Source organism: Kitasatospora sp. NPDC101801 (assembly GCF_044766665.1).
Classification (GTDB): domain Bacteria; phylum Actinomycetota; class Actinomycetes; order Streptomycetales; family Streptomycetaceae; genus Kitasatospora.
Genome location: NZ_JBIWML010000022.1, coordinates 38450 through 55150, shown reverse-complemented (window position 1 = coordinate 55150; position 16701 = coordinate 38450). Strand labels below are relative to the sequence as shown.

At 73.6% G+C, this 16701-nt stretch carries 17 protein-coding genes; 7 read left to right on the top strand and 10 right to left on the bottom strand.

The annotated features are described in order from the left end of the window. Positions 1 to 3: 3 nt before the first annotated feature. From ACIRPK_RS22920 to ACIRPK_RS22905, 4 genes are all read right to left on the bottom strand, one after another. Positions 4 to 285, bottom strand: coding sequence for a hypothetical protein (locus tag ACIRPK_RS22920; protein WP_403041136.1), 282 nt, complete (start codon positions 283 to 285; stop codon positions 4 to 6). A gap of 125 nt (positions 286 to 410) precedes the next feature. Further along, positions 411 to 1073: an alpha-ketoglutarate-dependent dioxygenase AlkB family protein gene (locus tag ACIRPK_RS22915; protein ID WP_403041135.1), complete on the bottom strand. Its 663-nt coding sequence runs from the start codon at positions 1071 to 1073 to the stop codon at positions 411 to 413. A gap of 30 nt (positions 1074 to 1103) precedes the next feature. Further along, the gene (locus tag ACIRPK_RS22910) at positions 1104 to 1451 is read right to left on the bottom strand and encodes a transglycosylase family protein (protein WP_403041134.1); all 348 of its coding nucleotides are present in this window, start codon (positions 1449 to 1451) and stop codon (positions 1104 to 1106) included. Positions 1452 to 1596: 145 nt separating this feature from the next. Beyond that, positions 1597 to 2373 carry a transglycosylase family protein gene (locus tag ACIRPK_RS22905; protein ID WP_403041133.1) on the bottom strand — a complete coding sequence of 259 codons (777 nt, stop codon included), beginning with the start codon at positions 2371 to 2373 and terminating at the stop codon, positions 1597 to 1599. A 587-nt stretch (positions 2374 to 2960) separates the two neighbouring features. On the opposite strand from ACIRPK_RS22905, the gene ACIRPK_RS22900 reads away from it, so the two are divergent. Next, on the top strand, positions 2961 to 3785 hold the full coding sequence (locus tag ACIRPK_RS22900; protein WP_403041132.1) for a hypothetical protein: 825 nt from the start codon (positions 2961 to 2963) through the stop codon (positions 3783 to 3785). 379 nt (positions 3786 to 4164) lie between these two features. Next, positions 4165 to 4524, top strand: coding sequence for a hypothetical protein (locus ACIRPK_RS22895; RefSeq protein ID WP_403041131.1), 360 nt, complete (start codon positions 4165 to 4167; stop codon positions 4522 to 4524). Between the two features lie 54 nt (positions 4525 to 4578). Here the strand turns inward: ACIRPK_RS22895 and der are convergent, their stop codons facing one another. Together der and cmk are read right to left on the bottom strand one after the other, a co-directional pair. Next, entirely contained in the window at positions 4579 to 6012 is a 1434-nt protein-coding gene (gene der / locus ACIRPK_RS22890) for a ribosome biogenesis GTPase Der (RefSeq protein ID WP_403041130.1), read from the bottom strand. A gap of 123 nt (positions 6013 to 6135) precedes the next feature. After that, entirely contained in the window at positions 6136 to 6849 is a 714-nt protein-coding gene (cmk, locus tag ACIRPK_RS22885) for a (d)CMP kinase (RefSeq protein WP_403041129.1), read from the bottom strand. A gap of 108 nt (positions 6850 to 6957) precedes the next feature. Here cmk and ACIRPK_RS22880 point away from each other — a divergent pair, with 108 nt between their 5' ends. Together ACIRPK_RS22880 and ACIRPK_RS22875 are read left to right on the top strand one after the other, a co-directional pair. Beyond that, entirely contained in the window at positions 6958 to 7188 is a 231-nt protein-coding gene (locus ACIRPK_RS22880) for a hypothetical protein (RefSeq protein WP_403041128.1), read from the top strand. A gap of 141 nt (positions 7189 to 7329) precedes the next feature. Beyond that, a complete protein-coding gene (locus ACIRPK_RS22875; protein ID WP_403041127.1) occupies positions 7330 to 8136 on the top strand; it encodes an alpha/beta fold hydrolase in 807 nt (268 codons plus the stop codon). Between the two features lie 21 nt (positions 8137 to 8157). Here the strand turns inward: ACIRPK_RS22875 and ACIRPK_RS22870 are convergent, their stop codons facing one another. Then, on the bottom strand, positions 8158 to 9243 hold the full coding sequence (locus ACIRPK_RS22870; RefSeq protein WP_403041126.1) for a prephenate dehydrogenase: 1086 nt from the start codon (positions 9241 to 9243) through the stop codon (positions 8158 to 8160). A 186-nt stretch (positions 9244 to 9429) separates the two neighbouring features. Then, the gene (locus ACIRPK_RS22865; RefSeq protein ID WP_403041125.1) at positions 9430 to 9651 is read right to left on the bottom strand and encodes a hypothetical protein; all 222 of its coding nucleotides are present in this window, start codon (positions 9649 to 9651) and stop codon (positions 9430 to 9432) included. Positions 9652 to 9845: 194 nt separating this feature from the next. On the opposite strand from ACIRPK_RS22865, the gene ACIRPK_RS22860 reads away from it, so the two are divergent. From ACIRPK_RS22860 to ACIRPK_RS22850, 3 genes are read left to right on the top strand one after another with little or no spacing between them, the layout of a single operon-like run. Next, positions 9846 to 11846, top strand: coding sequence for a DUF4139 domain-containing protein (locus tag ACIRPK_RS22860; protein WP_403041124.1), 2001 nt, complete (start codon positions 9846 to 9848; stop codon positions 11844 to 11846). A gap of 3 nt (positions 11847 to 11849) precedes the next feature. After that, positions 11850 to 13397, top strand: coding sequence for a DUF4139 domain-containing protein (locus ACIRPK_RS22855; RefSeq protein WP_403041123.1), 1548 nt, complete (start codon positions 11850 to 11852; stop codon positions 13395 to 13397). A 58-nt stretch (positions 13398 to 13455) separates the two neighbouring features. Further along, positions 13456 to 13818 carry a DUF952 domain-containing protein gene (locus tag ACIRPK_RS22850; RefSeq protein WP_403041122.1) on the top strand — a complete coding sequence of 121 codons (363 nt, stop codon included), beginning with the start codon at positions 13456 to 13458 and terminating at the stop codon, positions 13816 to 13818. A gap of 164 nt (positions 13819 to 13982) precedes the next feature. On the opposite strand, the gene ACIRPK_RS22845 is transcribed toward ACIRPK_RS22850, so the two are convergent. After that, complete coding sequence (locus ACIRPK_RS22845) at positions 13983 to 14963, bottom strand: helix-turn-helix domain-containing protein (protein ID WP_403041121.1); 981 nt, start codon at positions 14961 to 14963, stop codon at positions 13983 to 13985. 202 nt (positions 14964 to 15165) lie between these two features. Beyond that, a complete protein-coding gene (locus ACIRPK_RS22840; protein WP_403041120.1) occupies positions 15166 to 16674 on the bottom strand; it encodes a pseudouridine synthase in 1509 nt (502 codons plus the stop codon). Positions 16675 to 16701: the final 27 nt, after the last annotated feature.

Sequence of the window (16701 nt, the reverse complement as noted above, 5' to 3'; positions counted from 1 at the left end):
GCGTTAGCCCACCTTCATCGAGGAGGCGACCAACTGCTCGTTGTTCCGGTGCTGCGCGGCCGTGCTGCGGAGTGCGTCCGCGTTGCCGTCCATCGACCGGTGCAGGCCGGTCAGCGCGGTGCGCCAGCTGTCAGCGATCTGGCCCAACTGGGCGGAGACCGACCAGCCGGCGGTGGAGGAGGACGCCTCGTCGGCGTCCTTGACCGCCCGGTCCGAGACCGGCCTGAGGTCGCCGCTGAGGTCGGTGACCACCTTGGCCGCGCTGTCCAGCTCCGCTGGATCCACGTTCAGTTGCGATGACAAGGTTTCGCCCCCACGAATCGGCCGCACTCGGTCAACTGTCGGCGACACCCTAGTGAACGTGAGCCTCCGCTCGCGATCCCGGCCGCCGAACCGTCACCGACCCGGGACTAAACCAGGCCGGACTGACGGATCGTGAGGTTCAGCCGGCCGACCAGACCGAGGGCCGGATCGGCCGTCCCGGGGTGGGTGCGCGGCACGCCGTGGTAGGCGAACCGCATCGGGCCGCCGAAGACCAGCAGGTCACCGCTGCGGAGTTCGAGGTCGGTCCACGGCCTGGTCCTGGTCTCGGTGTTGCCCAGCCGGAACACGCAGCTGTCACCGAGCGAGAGCGAGACCACCGGCGCGTCGGACCGCTCGTCCTTGTCCTGGTGCAGGCCCATCTGCGCGCCGTGCGCGTAGTGGTTCACCACCCCGATGTCCGGCCGGTAGTCGGCCGTGCCCGCGATGCCGGTCGGCTCGGGGCCGTACGCGTCGGCCAGCGCCCGCCGGGCCAGCTCCCCCAGCACCGGCGGGAACGGCTTGACCGGCGAACCGTCGCCGTCCGCCACCGTCCGGACGTAGCGGTACGGGTACCAGTGCCAGCCCAGCGAGAGCGAGCGGACCGACATCTCGCCGCCGTTCGGCATCCGTACCGTCCGCATCCCGGCCGGCGGCCTGGCCCACTCCCGGCAGGCCGCGACCAGGTCGTGCTGCTCGGCGGGGCTCAGCCAGTCCGGCAGGTGCACCACGCCGGGCGCCGGGTCGGCCCGCTCGCGCGGGAAGAGTTCCATGGCTCCCATCCTGGCAGCCCGCCGGGCGGGTCAGCGGAGCAGACCGAGCTCCCGGGCGCAGTGCCCCCACGCCTCCCAGCCCTGCTCACGGCGGATCTCCTCGGCCACGGTGATCTGGTGCCGGCGCGGTGCCCGGTCCGGCCGGTCGGCGAACCGGAGCCCGCCCGCCTCCTGCCAGCTCGGCGGCCAGATCTGCAGACCGCCGTAGTAGCCGTTGCCGGTGTCGGCGTGCCAGTCGCCGTCGCTCTCGCAGCGGGCCAGCCGCTCCCAGGTGGTGTCCGGGACGGAGTTCGCCGCGGCGGCGGGCAGCACGCCGGGGACGAGCGCAGCGGCGGTGAGCAGGGCGGTGGCGAGGGTCGGCAGCAGTATCGGTCGCATGGCCTCATGAAGGCACGGCCCCGGCCCCTCGGCACCACGGCCGGTCCGTCCGGACGACGACGCACCACGGCCGCCCGCTCCACGAGGGAGCGGGCGGCCGTTGCCGATGCGCTGTCTGCTCAGCTCACTGAGCGTCGGGCGGTGATCAGAGCGAGATGACCTGACCCGGGAAGATCAGGTCCGGGTTGCCACCGAGGACGGAGGCGTTGTTGCTGTAGACCGTCTTCCAGTCCAGGCCCTTGTCGGCGGCGATCTTGCTCAGGGTGTCGCCGCTCTTGATGGTGTAGTTGCCACCGTTGGACTTGGCCGGAGCCGACGGGGCCTTGGTCTCCGCCTTGGGGGCGGCGGCCTTGGTCTCGGCCTTCGGCGCGGCGGCCTTGACCTCGGCCTTGGGGGCCGCGGCGGCCTTGGTCTCGGTCTTCGGGGCGACCGTGGGGGTGCTCTTCGGCGCCTGGGCACGGGTCTCGGAGCGCGAGGCCTTGTTGGAGGAGGAGTTGCTGCTGCTCGCCGAAGTGTCGACGTCGGCAGCGGCGCCGCCCTTGGTCAGACCGGCCTTGACGGAGCAGACCGGCCAGGCGCCGGGGCCCTGCGAGGCGAGCACCTTCTCGGCGACCGCGATCTGCTGGGCCTTGGTGGCCTGGTTGGCCTGCGGGGCGTAGGAGGTACCGCCGAAGGCGGCCCACGTGCTGGAGGTGAACTGCAGGCCACCGTAGAAGCCGTTGCCGTTGGCAATGCTCCAGTCACCGGTGGACTCGCACTGCGCGACCTGGTCCCAGGTGGAGACCGAGGCGGCGGAGGCCGAGTTGGCCGTGACGAGGCCGGCCACGGGCAGGGCGGCGATGACGCCGCCCATGACAGCCAGCCGAACGCGGTTGCGCTTGACGGCGGTGGTGGCAGCGGCGGTCTCGTTACGGAAGGTCATGAGTATCCTCTCGACAATCCCGGGCAGGCATGCGGAACCAAGCCCTGGAAGAGCGTGATTTCGTCTGCCGCGTCCGCAAGACGGCCGTGCACGTCTGGGAATCAACGTGCGCGCCGCCCCGGCAACCTCCCGCACACCTGCGCCGCCCTGAGGGCGAGTCACGCTGGTGGGCACCTGCCGCACCGGTGGGAACCGGGGGCCGTGCACCGGGAGGTGAACCCGGGTAGTGCTCGTTGCACTGGTTACGAAGCTACGAGCCGGATCGACAGGCTCCAAACGTTTTCGGGTTTACCCAGCTCAGCCGCCTGTTACCGGCAGTAAAGATCAAGTAAATGTGGGGTGAATGTCCGTTTTGGACCCCCATTCCATGATCAAACCTCTGCTCCGGGTGGCCTGGGTCACATTCTGCGCCCTGTGAGCTCGCGCACAATGTCGACAGATTGTGACCTCTGCTCTACGTGGCGCAGTCGGATTCGGGGCAAATCCCGTCACGATCACTCGGACCCGTGACCGCAGCCACAACGGCCCGTTGGTAATGGCGATCGGGCGTGCCCGCGCCACCCCCACGACCAACCGAGGAGCCCCCCGTGCCGCGCATGCTCGAAGTCAGCGACGAGGTCCGCGCCGAAATCGGTGACGACGAGGCAGACAGTCTGCTCGCCGGCGCCCACGCGCCCGACAGCTACGACTGCACCTCCTGCCGAACCCCCGGCGACTCCAGCCGGGAGGCCACCAGCACGGTGCTCTTCGTCGCCGACGAGACGGCGGTGCTCGCCTTCGCCCACTCCCGCTGCATCCCCTCCCAGGTGGTCCCGGTCTCCGAGGAGCAGCTGGCCGGCGCCGTCCGCAGCATCAGCCAGGCCCAGGCCCCTGCGCCCGTCCCGGCCCCGGCCGCACCGGCCGCCCCGGTGGCCGGGCAGCCCTCGGTCTCCAGCACCGGCCAGCCCGCCGTCCTCGGCATCACCTGCGGCCTGGTGCTCTGCGGCGACACCGGGCACGCCGCCCTGGTGATCGAGCCGACCGGCCCGGTCGGCCGCCCCGGCAACACCACCGGCGAGGACGAGTTCCTCGACCTGCTCACCGAGCAGGGCTTCCAGTTCGTCGAGGACGTCAACAAGGCCCCCGCCCAGCTGCCCGGCTGGTCGGTGCTGATGGCGATGGGCCAGCTGCACGCGATCCTGCACCCCACCCCGACCGGCACCAACGCCGCCTGGTGGCAGGCCCACCAGCCGCTCCAGGTCACCGAAGCCTGGCGCTCCGCCGCCCGCCAGCTCTCCGCCGTCACCATGTACGCCGCCCCGGCCGGGACCATCGGCCGCCAGCCCCGCGAGGACCTGCTCCGCCAGGCTCTCGACCGCGCCACCGCCCGCGGTCTCCTGGTCGCCGCCTCCCTCCCCCTCGCCGGCACCTGAGCCGCCCGCCCCCGGGCCCGGGGCTGCACCTTCGGCAGGCGCTCGGGGCTGCACTTTTGGCAGGTGCTCGGGCATCTACGGTTCAGGGGCTCGGGGAACTGCGAGGAGATCTGGCGTGCGGGTCACTGCGAAAGTGCCTGACCACCCACGCAACGGTGACCTTGTACGAGGCCGGCGTCGCAGTTCCCCGAGCCCCTGACTCCGTAGCGGGCTGAGCACCGCACATCAGAAGAGCCCCTGGCGCCAGAAGCAGCGCCCCGGCCCCAAGCCGCACGGAGTGCCCCCGCATCTCCTGCCGCTCTCACTCGTTGGGTCCTACGTGTACAGCTACGAGGTCGCCGCCGCCCACCGCCAGCCCACGAGCCGTCCCATCCCGGGTATGCGCCCGTCGTACGACGCGGAGAACCCCACCTCGCCGACGCCGATCTACGACGCGTTGTACTCGGAGTACCGCCGTCTCTTCCGGGCCCTGCCCGGCGACCGGACCGGCGAGGAGGACCTGCGCTTCACCGGGTTCGCCACCCGTGACCCGTACGCCGCCGGGCGGGCCGAGCAGTACCCGCCGCAGCAGCAGACGTTCCACACCTACCCGGGTCACGCGCAGGGCACCCCGCAGTTCATGCCGGCCCAGTCCAGCAGCCCCGCCACCGGCCAGGGCTGGGTGGCCACCGGCTACCTCTCCCCGGCGGTCGGCGGCCGCCACCGCAGCATGCTCTCGCTGCCCCCGGCCGGGTACTGAGGCACGACGAAGGGGCCGGGCGAACGCCGCCCGGCCCCTTCGTCGTGTGATGACCTACTTGGTGCGCTTGCGCTTCTCCCGCACTCGCACGGAGATCGAGATCGGCGTCCCGACGAACCCGAACTCCTCCCGCAGGCGGCGCTCGACGAAGCGGCGGTATCCGGCCTCCAGGAAGCCGGAGGCGAACAGCACGAACCGCGGCGGCTTGACGCCGGCCTGGGTGCCGAACAGGATGCGCGGCTGCTTGCCACCGCGGACCGGGTGCGGGTGACCGGCCACCAGCTCGCCGAGGAAGGCGTTCAGGCGGGCGGTGGAGATCCGGGTCTCCCAGCCGGCCAGCGCGGTCTCGATCGCCGGGACGAGCTTCTCCATGTGGCGGCCGGTCTTCGCCGAGACGTTGACCCGGGGCGCCCACTGGACCTGGACCAGGTCCTTCTCGATCTCGCGCTCGAGGTAATAGCGGCGCTCTTCGTCGATCTGGTCCCACTTGTTGTACGCGATCACCACGGCCCGGCCGGCCTCGACGGCCATCGTGATGATCCGGGTGTCCTGCTCGGCGAGGGTCTCGCTGGCGTCCACCAGGACCACCGCGACCTCGGCCTTCTCCAGCGCGGCGGAGGTGCGCAGCGAGGCGTAGAAGTCCGCGCCCGCGGTCAGGTGCACCCGGCGGCGGATACCGGCGGTGTCGACGAACTTCCAGGTCTTGCCGCCGAGTTCGATCATCTCGTCGACCGGGTCACGAGTGGTGCCGGCCAGCTCGTTGACGACCACCCGCTCCTCGCCGGCGACCTTGTTGAGCAGGCTGGACTTGCCGACGTTCGGCCGGCCGATCAGCGCCACCCGGCGGGGGCCGCCGGTCGGGACGCCGAAGGTCTGCGGCGGGGCGTCCGGCAGCGCGGCCATCACGGCGTCCAGCAGGTCACCGGAGCCGCGGCCGTGCAGGGCCGAGACGGGGTAGGGCTCGCCCAGGCCGAGCGACCAGAGGTAGGTGGCCTCGACCTCGGTGGACTGGCCGTCCACCTTGTTGGCGCACAGCACGGTGGGCTTGCCGGCCCGCCGGATGATCTTGATCAGGGCCTCGTCGGTGTCGGTGGCGCCGACGTTGGCGTCCACCACGAAGAGCACCGCGTCGGCGGTCTCGATGCCGAGCTCGGCCTGCGCGGCCACCATCGCGTCCAGGCCCAGGACGTCGATCTCCCAGCCACCGGTGTCCAGCACCTTGAACCGGCGGCCGTTCCAGGTCGCCTCGTAGCTGACCCGGTCCCGGGTGACGCCGGGCTTGTCCTCGACGACCGCCTCACGGCGGCCGATGATGCGGTTGACCAGGGTCGACTTGCCGACGTTCGGGCGGCCGACCACGGCCAGCACCGGCATCGGGCCCTCGTTCAGGCCGTCGAGGTCCTCGCCCTCGAAGCCCTCCTCGGCGGCGAGCGCCAGGAACTCCGCGTAGTCGGCGTCGTCCAGCGCGCCGTTGGTGTCGTTCGTCATGCTTGTGTACTTCCGTTTCCCGGCCCGTCCCTTCCCAGGGATGCGCCGTGCGTACCTGCCCCGGGGGGCAGCGCGGTGCGAGCCGCCGGTTCGTTCCGGCGGACGCGAGAGTGTGGGCGGTCGTCAGACCGCGGAGAGCCCGGCCCGCTGCTCGACCAGGCCGGAGATGGTGTCGATCACCTGCTCCAGCGTCAGCTCGCTGGTGTCCACCAGGACCGCGTCGGCGGCCTGGGTGAGCGGGGCGGTCGCCCGGTTGGAGTCGGCCGCGTCCCGGCGGGCCAGATCGGCGGCCATCGCGGTGATGGTCGCCTCGTCCAGGCCCTTGGCCCGCAGCTCGGTGGCCCGGCGCTCGGCGCGCGCGGTCTCCGAGGCGGTCAGGAAGACCTTGACGGTGGCGTCCGGGAACACCACCGAGCCCATGTCCCGGCCCTCGGCGACGATGCCGCGCTCGGCCACTCCGGCGCAGCCGCGCTGGAGCTCGACCAGCCGGGCCCGCACCTGCGGGACCGCGGCGACGGCGCTCACCTGCGAGGTGACCTGCTGGCCGCGGATCGGTCCGGAGACGTCCTGGCCGTCCACCGTGATGGTCGGCCCGGCCGCGTCGGTGCCGGAGACGATCACCGGCTTGCCGCAGGCGACGGCCACCGCGTCGGCGTCGGTGACGTCGACCCCGTTGGCCAGCATCCACCAGGTCATCGCGCGGTACATCGCGCCGGTGTCCAGGAAGCTCAGCCCGAGCCGGGCGGCGACCGCCCGGGAGACGGTCGACTTGCCGGAGCCGGAAGGTCCGTCGATGGCGACGACGACCGGGACTCCTCCTCGGTCGGCAGTGTCCACGGCGCGAACCTCTCTACTGAATCTGGGCAGGAACTCCCCCAAGGTTAGTCGACCCGCGCCGTGGTCCCGCGCCAGTGACCGTCGGCCCCCGTTCTCGTTGGACCGGCCATGAAGCGAACGATCACCGGAGCGGCCCTCGCCCTCGCCGCCCTGACCGGCGCCGCCGCCCCCGGCCATGCCGCGAGCAACAACACCATCGGGGACGTCGCCCAGGCCCCCGCCGGCTGGAGTCTCACCGCCAGCGCCGTCTGCTCCCCCCAGGTGGCGGCCGTCCCGGTGGTCGGCGAGGTGGTGGCCGACCACTCCAGCACCTGCGCCGCGGCCCGTCCAGCCGGCTGACCCCCGGTTCCCTGCTGGGGCTGACCCCCGCAAATCAATACGTTTGTATTAGACGGAGGTCTTGTACAAGAGTCTTGGACAAACGTATGTATCTCCCCTAGAGTTGGAGTCGCCCGAGGCCGATCGAGGAGGAGCCACACCATGCCCATGACCGTGATCGAGACCACCACCGCCCCCACCCGCATCGAGCTGGATCTCGCGGGCCGCCGCCTGTCCTACCTCGACTTCGGCGGTACGGGCCGGCCGCTGCTCGCCCTGCACGGGCACGTCTCGGAGGGCCTCAGCTTCGCCGCGGTGGCGCAGCAGCTGGGCCCGGAGTGGCGGGTGATCGCGCCGGACCAGCGCGGGCACGGTGACTCGGACCGCGCCGACGAGTACAGCCGGGAGGGCTACCTGGCGGACCTGGTGGCGCTGCTGCACCATCTCGACCTCGGCCCGGTCCCGGTGCTCGGCCACTCCGGCGGCGGGATCACCGCGTACCAGCTGGCGGCCCGGCACCCGGAGCTGGTCAGCGCCCTGATCAACGAGGAAGGCCCGGCCGAGCTGCCGACCGGGCCGAGCCCGCTGTCCTTCGTGCTGAAGATGCCGTGGACGGCTCCGACCCGGGAGGAGCTGGTCAGCGCGCTCGGCCCGCTGGCCCCGATGGTCGGCGACCGGCTCCGCGAGCTCCCGTTCGGCGGCTGGCGGCTGCCGTTCCACCCGGCGGACACCGTGCGCTCCGAGGAGCTGGTGCGCGGCGACCACTGGTCCGACTGGCTCGGCAGCGACTGCCCCGCCCTGCTGGTGCGCGGCAGCAAGTTCCCCTGCCTGTCCCAGGAGCTGGCCGACGCGATGGCCGACCGCCGACCGGGCACCCGGCTGGTCAGCCTGGAGACCGACCACTTCGTGCACGAGATCGACCCGGTCGGCTTCACGGCCGCGGTGCGGGAGTTCCTCAGCTCGCTCTGAGCCGGGCCGGCTGACGACGGGTCAGTCCCGGACGCTCCAGCCCTGCGCCCGTAGCGCGACGATGAGCCGCTTGACCGCCGACGGTGCCACCGCGAGCTGGACGAAGCCGACCTGCTGTCCGGACGAGTGCTCGATGACCACGTCCTCGATGTTCACCCCGAGCGCGCCGACCTCGCCGAACAGGCGCCCCAGCTCGCCCGGCTGGTCGCCCAGCACCACAGCGACCGTCTCGTACCGGGTGGGCGGGGCGCCGTGCTTGCCCGGGATCCGGGCCTGGCCGGTGTTGCCCCGGCGCATCACGGCCTCGATGCCCGCCGCACCGGCCCGCCGCTCGCTCTCGTCGCCGGCCTGCATGGCCCGCAGCGCGCCGACCGTCTCGGTCAGGTCGCCCGCCAGCTCCTCCAGGATCTCGGCCACCACGCCGGCGTTGGCCGACAGGATGTCGACCCACATCGCGGGGTTGGAGGCGGCGATCCGGGTGACGTCCCGGACGCCCTGGCCGGAGAGCCTTATGGCGGTCTCGTCCGCGTGCTCCAGCCGGGCGGCCACCAGCGAGGAGAACAGCTGCGGCGCGTGCGAGACCAGCGCGACCGCGCGGTCGTGCGCGGCGGAGTCCATCACGATCGGCATCGCGCCGCAGAGCGCGACCAGCTCCAGCGCCGCGTTCAGCGTCTCGGTGTCGGTGTCCGCCGTCGGGGTGAGCACCCACGGGCGCCCCTCGAACAGGTCGGCCCGGGCCGCCAGCGGCCCGGAGCGCTCCCGGCCCGCCATCGGGTGGCTGCCGATGTAGTTCACGGTGTCGCAGCCGAGCGCGGCCACCTCGGCCCGGGGGCCTTCCTTCACGCTGGCCACGTCGGTGTACCAGCGCGCCAGGCCCCGGCGCTGACAGTCCGCCAGCACCTTCCCGACCAGTGCGGGCGGCACCGCGATGATCGCCAGGTCCACCGGGCCCTCCGGCGGCTCGGTGGTGCCCGCCCCGAGCGACGCCGCCGTCCGGGCCGCGTCCGGGTCGGCGTCCTCCAGATAGACGTGCAGCCCACGCCCCGTCAGGGCGAGCGCGGCGGAGGTGCCGATCAGTCCGGTGCCGACTACGGCGACTGTGCGCATGACGGGTGCGTCTCCTGAAGGCGGTAGGGCCAGGGTCGGGGCAATCCTCTCGCACGGGAGGCCCCGACGGCGGCCACCGTCCGGATGGTGTCAGGTCCGGCCCGTCGTCCGGACGCACCGGCCGGGCCCGACGCCTCACGGCGGGGCCCGGCCACGGGGGCGCGACCCGCAGGCCGCGCCCCGAGGTCACTTCGCCCGGTCGCCCAGGTCCGCGAGCGCGACGGCGGCCCGGACGTGCTTGTTCCGGCCCAGGTCGCCGATGGTCTTGATCTTCAGCGCGGCGAGCGCCTCGCCGTGGGCGTCGGTGAGACCGGCGATGGCCGCCACCGGGGCGTCCAGGACTTCGGTCAGGGTCAGGTTCTCGTAGGCCTTGTCGAGCAGCTTGTCGAGATCGGCGGAGACGGTCACGCGGAACCTCCAGGTAGCAGCGGTCAGTTGGGGCCAAGCCTTGGACACCTCCGGGCTCCCGGCGACCCTCGGAACCCAACCGGGTGACGGTGCCCGCCAGGCCCGGCCGACGCGCGGGGCGGGAAAACCCCTGACAGCGCCCGGCGACCGGGGCAGACTGGGCCGCGCTGACCAGGCAGGCGGAAGGGGTCCGAGTGGAGTCGGTACTGGACGAGGTGGTGGTGTACGCCACCGGGGCGCTCTGCCGACGGCGGGCGCACGGGGCGGTCCCGGCGGACGGACGGCTCCGGCTGACCGGGCTGCCCCTGACCCTGGACCCGTCGTCGGTCCGGGTCACCGTCCGGGGCGCCGGCTGGCGGGTGACCGAGGCCCGGGTCGAGTACGCGGCCGAACTCCGCTCCCCCGACCGGACCCCCGAGCTGCGCCGCGCCTGCGACCTGGCCCGGCAGGAGTACGACGCCGCCCGGGCCCGCGCGCGCCGGGCCGAGGAGCGGATCGCCGAGCTGACCGCGCTGCGCGCCGTCCCGCCGCCCCGCCGCCGGGAGGAGCCGCACCGCCGCACCCCGGCCGACGCCTGGCTGGAGCTGGCCGACTTCGTGACCGCCCGGCTGACCGGGCTGCAGGCCGACGCGGCCCGGCTGACCGAGCAGTGCAAGCTCGCCGAGCACACCCTCCAGCTCGCCCAGGACCGGCTGGACTCGGCGCCCGACACCGAGCACACCGCCCCGACCGCGACCACCGCGACCGTCCTGCTCACGCTGACCGCCGACGGCCCGGCGGGCGGCCCGGTGGACCTGGAGCTGGAGTACGGCGTCCCCGGCGCCCGCTGGGTGCCCACCTACCGGCTGAGCCACCGTCAGGGCGACCCCGGCGGACAGCTGGTGCTGCGGGCCTCGGTGGCACAGGCGACCGGTGAGGACTGGACGGGCGTCCGCCTCGCCCTCTCCACCGCCGACCTGCAGCGCCGGACCGACCTGCCCCGGCTGCAGTCGGTCCGGATCGGCCGCCGCCAGGCCGCCCCGGCCCCGTCCGGCTGGCGGGAGGCCCCGCCCGGGCTCGACGAGCTGTTCGCGGGGTACGACACGGCGGAGCCGCGCCCGGTGCCGCCGTCCCGTTGGGTGGGCGGGAGCGCGCCCGTCGCCGCGAGGGCCGAGGACGACGGGGTGCGGCACCGCAAGAGCGTGTCACCGCTGCGCGCCCGGGCCGGGTCGGCCCGGGACGTCCTCCCGCAGGCCCCGGGCAGCGCCGCGCAGGGCTACGGCGGCGGGGCGCCCGTCGTCCACGGCGGCGCGCCGGGCTACGGCGGTGCCCCCGCACCGGCCCCGCCGGCCGCGCCGATGGCCGCCATGGCCTCGTTCGCCCCGGCACCGTCCGGCCCGCCCCCGGAGCCCGCCCCGCCGCACCCGGGCGCCGGCTGGCTGGACTACGCCGCGCTGACCCTGCAAGGTCCGGGTGGCCCGGGCCGGGGACAGCTGACCCCCGCCCCGTCCCAGCACCGGGCCGGCCACGAACTCACCGGCCCGCTCCCCCCGCACGCCGTGCCGCCGCGCCGCTCGGCCGGCTCCTTCGACCAGCGGTTCGACACCGCCGCCCCGGTCGACCTGCCCTCGGACGGTGGCTGGCACACCGTCACCATCGGCGGGATCCCGCTCTCGGTGACCCCGGAGTACGTCTGCGTGCCCTCGGTCGAGGAGACCGTCTACGGCACCCTGCTGCTCACCAACTCCACCGACCGGGCGCTGCTGGCCGGGCCGGTCGAGGTCACGGTGGACGGCGACTTCCTGCGGACCGCCGGCCTGCCCACGCTGGCCCCCGGCGCCACCGGGCGGCTCGGGCTCGGGGTGGCCGAAGGCGTCCGGGTGGCCCGGCGGACCGAGCTGCACGAGTCGACGGCGGGCCTGCGCAACAACACCCTGGTGCTCGACCACCGGGTGCACCTGGAGCTGGCCAACCGGCTGGCCGAGGCGGTCACCGTCGAGGTCCGCGAGCGGGTGCCGGTGACCGCCGAGCCGGACGTCCGGATCCAGGAGCGCCCGGGCTGGTCCGCCCCTGACGAACCGTCCGAGGACTGCCCGCCCGGCACCCGGCTCCGCCGGGTCGAGCTGCCCGCCCACGGCCGGGCCGAACTGGACGGCGGCTACGAGATCCGCATCCCGGCCGCCCAGACCCTGCACGGCGGAGACCGGAGGAACTGACCGATGACCACTGCCACCACCCCGCTCCCCGTCACGGCCGTCACCTGCCTGGAGGACCGGGCCCTGGTCGAACGCTCGGCCGAGCTCGACCTCGCCCCGGGCGTCCAGCGGCTGCGCTTCGGCCCGGTCACCGCACTGGCCGCCGACCTCACGCTGCGGGCCGAACTCTCCACCGGCAGCGTGCTGGACACCCGGATCACCCGGGTCTGGACCCCGCCCGCCCCGACGCCGCCCGGCGAGGGCGACTCCGAACTCCGGCACCGGGTGCACAAGCTGGAGCAGGAGCAGGCCGGGCTCGGCGCCGAACGGCTCCGGCTGACCGCCCGACTCGCCCTGCTCGCCCAGCTGGCCACCGACCTGCTCCGGGAGATCGCCGAGGGCGCCGGGCAGGGCGAGACCGAGCCCGCCCGCTGGTCCCGCGAGCTGGACCGGGTGGACGCCGAGCGCGAGACGTACGGCGAGCGGCTGCGCGCCACCGACGCCCGGCTGATCACCGTCGAGGACGAACTGCTCCGGGCCGAGGCGGCGGTGGAGCTGACCGAGCCGGCGCCGGCCGAACTGCTCGGCTTCCTGGAGCTGACCGTCGACACCCCCGGCGGCCCCGGCCGGCTCACCGTCAGCCACCTCACCCCGTGCGCCCTCTGGCGCCCCGCCTACCGGGCCACCCTGGCCGAGGACGGCGCCCTCACCCTGGAGACCGGCGCGGTGATCTGGCAGCGCACCGGCGAGGACTGGTCCGACGTCCGGCTCACCCTCTCCACCGCCCGCTCCGCCCTCGCGGGCGAACCGCCCCGGCTCACCGAGGACGTGCTGACGCTCCGTCCGCGCACCACCGAGGAGCGCAAGACCGTCGAGGTCGAGCTCCGCGAGCAGGAGATCGGCTCCACCGGCCCGGCCGCCGACGGCCTGCCCGGGGTGGACGACGGCGGCGAGGTCCGGGTGCTGCGGGCGCCGTCCCCGGCCCGGGTGCCGAGCGACGGGCGCCCGCACCGGGTGCCGCTGACCACCTTCACCGCCCCGGCCACCAGCGAGTACCGCTGCGCCCCCGAGCTCTCCCCGCTGGTCACCCGGGTGGCCCGGTTCAGCAACACGGCCGGCCACGCCCTGCTGGCCGGTCCGGTCGACCTGGTGCTGGGCAGCGGCTTCACCGGCCGCGCCGAGCTGGAGTTCACCGCCCCGGGCGCCCCCGCCGAGCTCTCCTTCGGCAGCTCCGACGCCTACCGGGTGCTCCGGGAGACCGAGGAGGCCCGGAGCAGCGCGGGCGCCCTGTCCTCCCGCACCGTGCAGACCCGGACGGTCCGCCTGCACCTGTCCCGCTTCACCGGCCCGGACGAGCACACCGACCGGCCGGTCACCGTCCGGGAGCGGATCCCGGTCTCCGAGGTCGCCGCGGTGGAGGTCCGGCTGCGCACCGACCTCTGCTCCCCCGCCCCTTCCGGCCCCGACCCCGACGGCATCGTCCACTGGCAGCTCACCCTGCCGCCGGGCGGCCGACGCACCGTCACCCTGGTCTACGAGATCTCGGCGACGGCCAAGGTGGCCGGACTCTGAACCCGGATCACCCGGTCAACTCCGGTTAAATGCCGTCAACTCCGGTAAAAATGGAGCCATGATCTACCATCTCGCACCCCTGGACGACTGGCTGCGCGACCCCGGGCGGCCGTACACCGCCGCCTCCCTGCTGACCGACGGCTTCATCCACTGCTCGGCGGACGAGACCACCCTGCTCGCAGTCGCCAACGCCTTCTTCCGGGACGCGCGGGATCCGCTGATGGCCCTGCTGATCGAGGAGAAGCTGGTCGAGCCGATGATCAAGTGGGAGCCCCCGAACGGCGCACCCCCGCCCGGCGCCACCCCCGACATCCGCTTCCCGCACATCTACGGCCGCCTCAACCGCACCGCGGTGCTCGGCCTGGAGAAGCTCCAACGCAACGGTTCGGGCCTCTGGGCCACGCTCCTCCCCTGGAGCTAGGCAGGGGCTCAGCCGCCTACGGCGCCAGGGGCTCGGGGAACTGCGACGGTTCGTGGTCGGCGGGTATCACTGCGAAAGTGCCCGACCACGCACGGACGGATCACCTTGCACGGGTCGTCGTCGCAGTTCCCCAGCCCCTGATGGCTGATGCCCGGAGGGCCTCTCTAGAGCCAGCCCCGCTCGCGGGCGGCCATGCCGGCCTGGAAGCGGGTGGTCGCGCCGAGCTCCCGCATCAGGGTCTGCAACCGCCGCTGCGTGGTCCGGGCGCTCCAGCCGAGCGACCGCGCGATCGACTCGTCGGTGAGCCCCGCCGCCAGCAGTCCGAGCAGCTTGCGGTGGTCGTCCTCGGGCCCGGGCCCGCCGTCGCCGTCACCGATCGCGGCCTGCAGCGGGACCGCCCGCTCCCACTCCGCCTCGAACAGCCCGTCCAGGGCCTGCAGCAGCGCCGACGGGTGGATCACGTACGCGGCGTCCAGCACCGCGTCCCCGACGCTGATCGGGATGATCGCCATCCGGTCGTCGGCCATCATCATCTTCATCGGCAGCACCGGTCTGACCCGGGCCTCCTCGCCGTCGGCGACGCCGATCAGGATCTCCTTCTCCAGCCGCCCCGGCCAGGCCACCGCCTCCTTGTCGAAGACGGTGCGGAACCGCACCCCGGCCTTGAGCTGCTGCCGCTGGCGGGGCAGGTTGGCCACCGGGTCCTGGATGTACGGCGGGCAGTCGAAGCCGCGCACCTGGTACTGGGCCGTCTCGACCAGGTGCTCCAGGCGCTGGGCGATCGCCTCACCACCCGTCAGGACCTCGACCGAGTGCGCGGGGTCGGTGAACCGGGACGCCTCCCGGAACGCGTCCATCAGGCGGTGCATCTCCGCCCGGGCGCTGCGCAGCTGGGCCTCGCGGTGGCCGATCAGGGTGCCGATGGCCACGTCGGGGGCGACCGCGAGGTAGCGCTCCCGGTCCACCGGGGCACGGGTGATCATGCCCTGCTCGGCCAGCCGGTCGAGCGCGGCGTGGCCCTGTTGCAGCGTCAGGCCGCACTGCGTGGCGATCTCGTCCGCAGTCGACTGCGGAGCTATCACCAGCGCCGCGTACACCTGCCCGTCGGGCCGTCCCAGGCCCAGCACCCCGAAAGAGTCGAGCACCTTGTTCCCTTCCCCCACCGGCCCCCCTCGCCACCGCCCCTGGTGGCGCAGATCCGCCATTCGGCGCGCCGCTGTCCGTTGGCCATCCTCCGCCACGAGTCCCTGAGCTGACAAGCCGGATGCGGCCAGGCTCACACAACCCCGCCGTACGCCGGAGGGCCTCCCCGCCGTGTGACGGGGAGGCCCTCCGGGGCGACCGGTGCTAGAGACCGACCTCGTTCATCAGCTGACCGACCTCGGGGTTGGTCAGGCGGCGCAGCCAGCCCGACTTCTGGTCGCCCAGCGTGATCGGACCGAAGGCGGTCCGGACCAGCTTCTCGACCGGGTAGCCCGCCTCGGAGAGCATCCGTCGCACGATGTGCTTGCGGCCCTCGTGCAGGGTGACCTCGACCAGGTAGTTCTTGCCGACGTTGGAGACCACCTTGAAGCTGTCGGCGCGGGCGTAGCCGTCCTCCAGCTCGATGCCCTTGGCCAGCGTCTTGCCCAGGTCACGCGGGATCGGGCCCTGGATGGCGGCCAGGTACGTCTTGGTGACGCCGTACCTGGGGTGGGTCAGCCGGTGGGCCAGCTCGCCGTGGTTGGTGAGCAGGATGATGCCCTCGGTCTCGGTGTCCAGCCGGCCCACATGGAACAGCCGGGTCTCCCGGTTGTTCACGTAGTCGCCCAGGCACTGCCGACCGTCCGGGTCCTCCATGGTGGAGACCACGCCGGCCGGCTTGTTCAGCGCGAAGAACAGGAACGACTGGGTGGCGACGGTCAGGCCGTCCACCTTGATCTCGTCGGTCTCCGGCTGGACCCGCTTGCCCTGCTCGGTGACCTGCTGGCCGTTGACCGACACCCGGCCCTGCTCGATCAGCTCCTCGCAGGCCCGACGGCTGCCCATACCGGCGCGCGCCAGCACCTTCTGCAGGCGCTCGCCCTCTTCGTTGCCGCCCTTCACGCCCTGGCCCTGCTCGTGCCGGGCCAGCACCGCGTCCTCGATCTTGCCCTGGAGCTCACGGGTCCGCTGCGGCTGACGCCGCGGGTCGCCCGGGGCGCCCTGGCCCTCACGGCGCGGCCGGGGGGCCGGGCTGGGCTTGCGGGCGGCGCTGCCACGGTTGGGGTACGCGTGCGGGCCGCCACCGAACTCGGGGCGGTCGTACTTGCGCTCCTCCGGGCGGAGCGGACGGTCCGGGTACTGCCGGTCGTCCCGACGGTCGTCCCGGCGGTCGCCACCGTTGGAGCCGCCACCGGTGCGGGCACCGCCGTACGAGCCGCCACCGCTGCGGCCGCCACCGAAGGAGCCGCCACCGCCGCCGCGCCCGTCCCGGCTCCCGCCGTACGACGAACCGCCACGCGAGTCGCCACCACGGCCACCGCCGCCGAAGGACGAACCCCCGCGCGAGTCCCCGCCCCGGCTCCCGCCGAAGGACGAACCGCCACGCGAGTCGCCACCGCGACCGCCACCGCCGAAGGACGAACCCCCGCGCGAGTCCCCGCCCCGGCTCCCGCCGAAGGACGAACCGCCACGCGAGTCGCCACCACGGCCACCGCCGCCGAAGGAGCCGCCCCCACTGCGGCCGCCGCCGGGCGCGCCGCCGCTGCGGCCGCCACCGCTGCCGCCGAAGGACGAACCGCCGCGGGAGTCGCCGCCCCGGCCTCCGCCCTGTCCGCCACGGCCCTGGCTCCCGCCACCGCCGCTGCTGTTCCTGCCGTTGCCACTGCTACGCATCAAAATATCCGTACGTCGTGTTCCGTC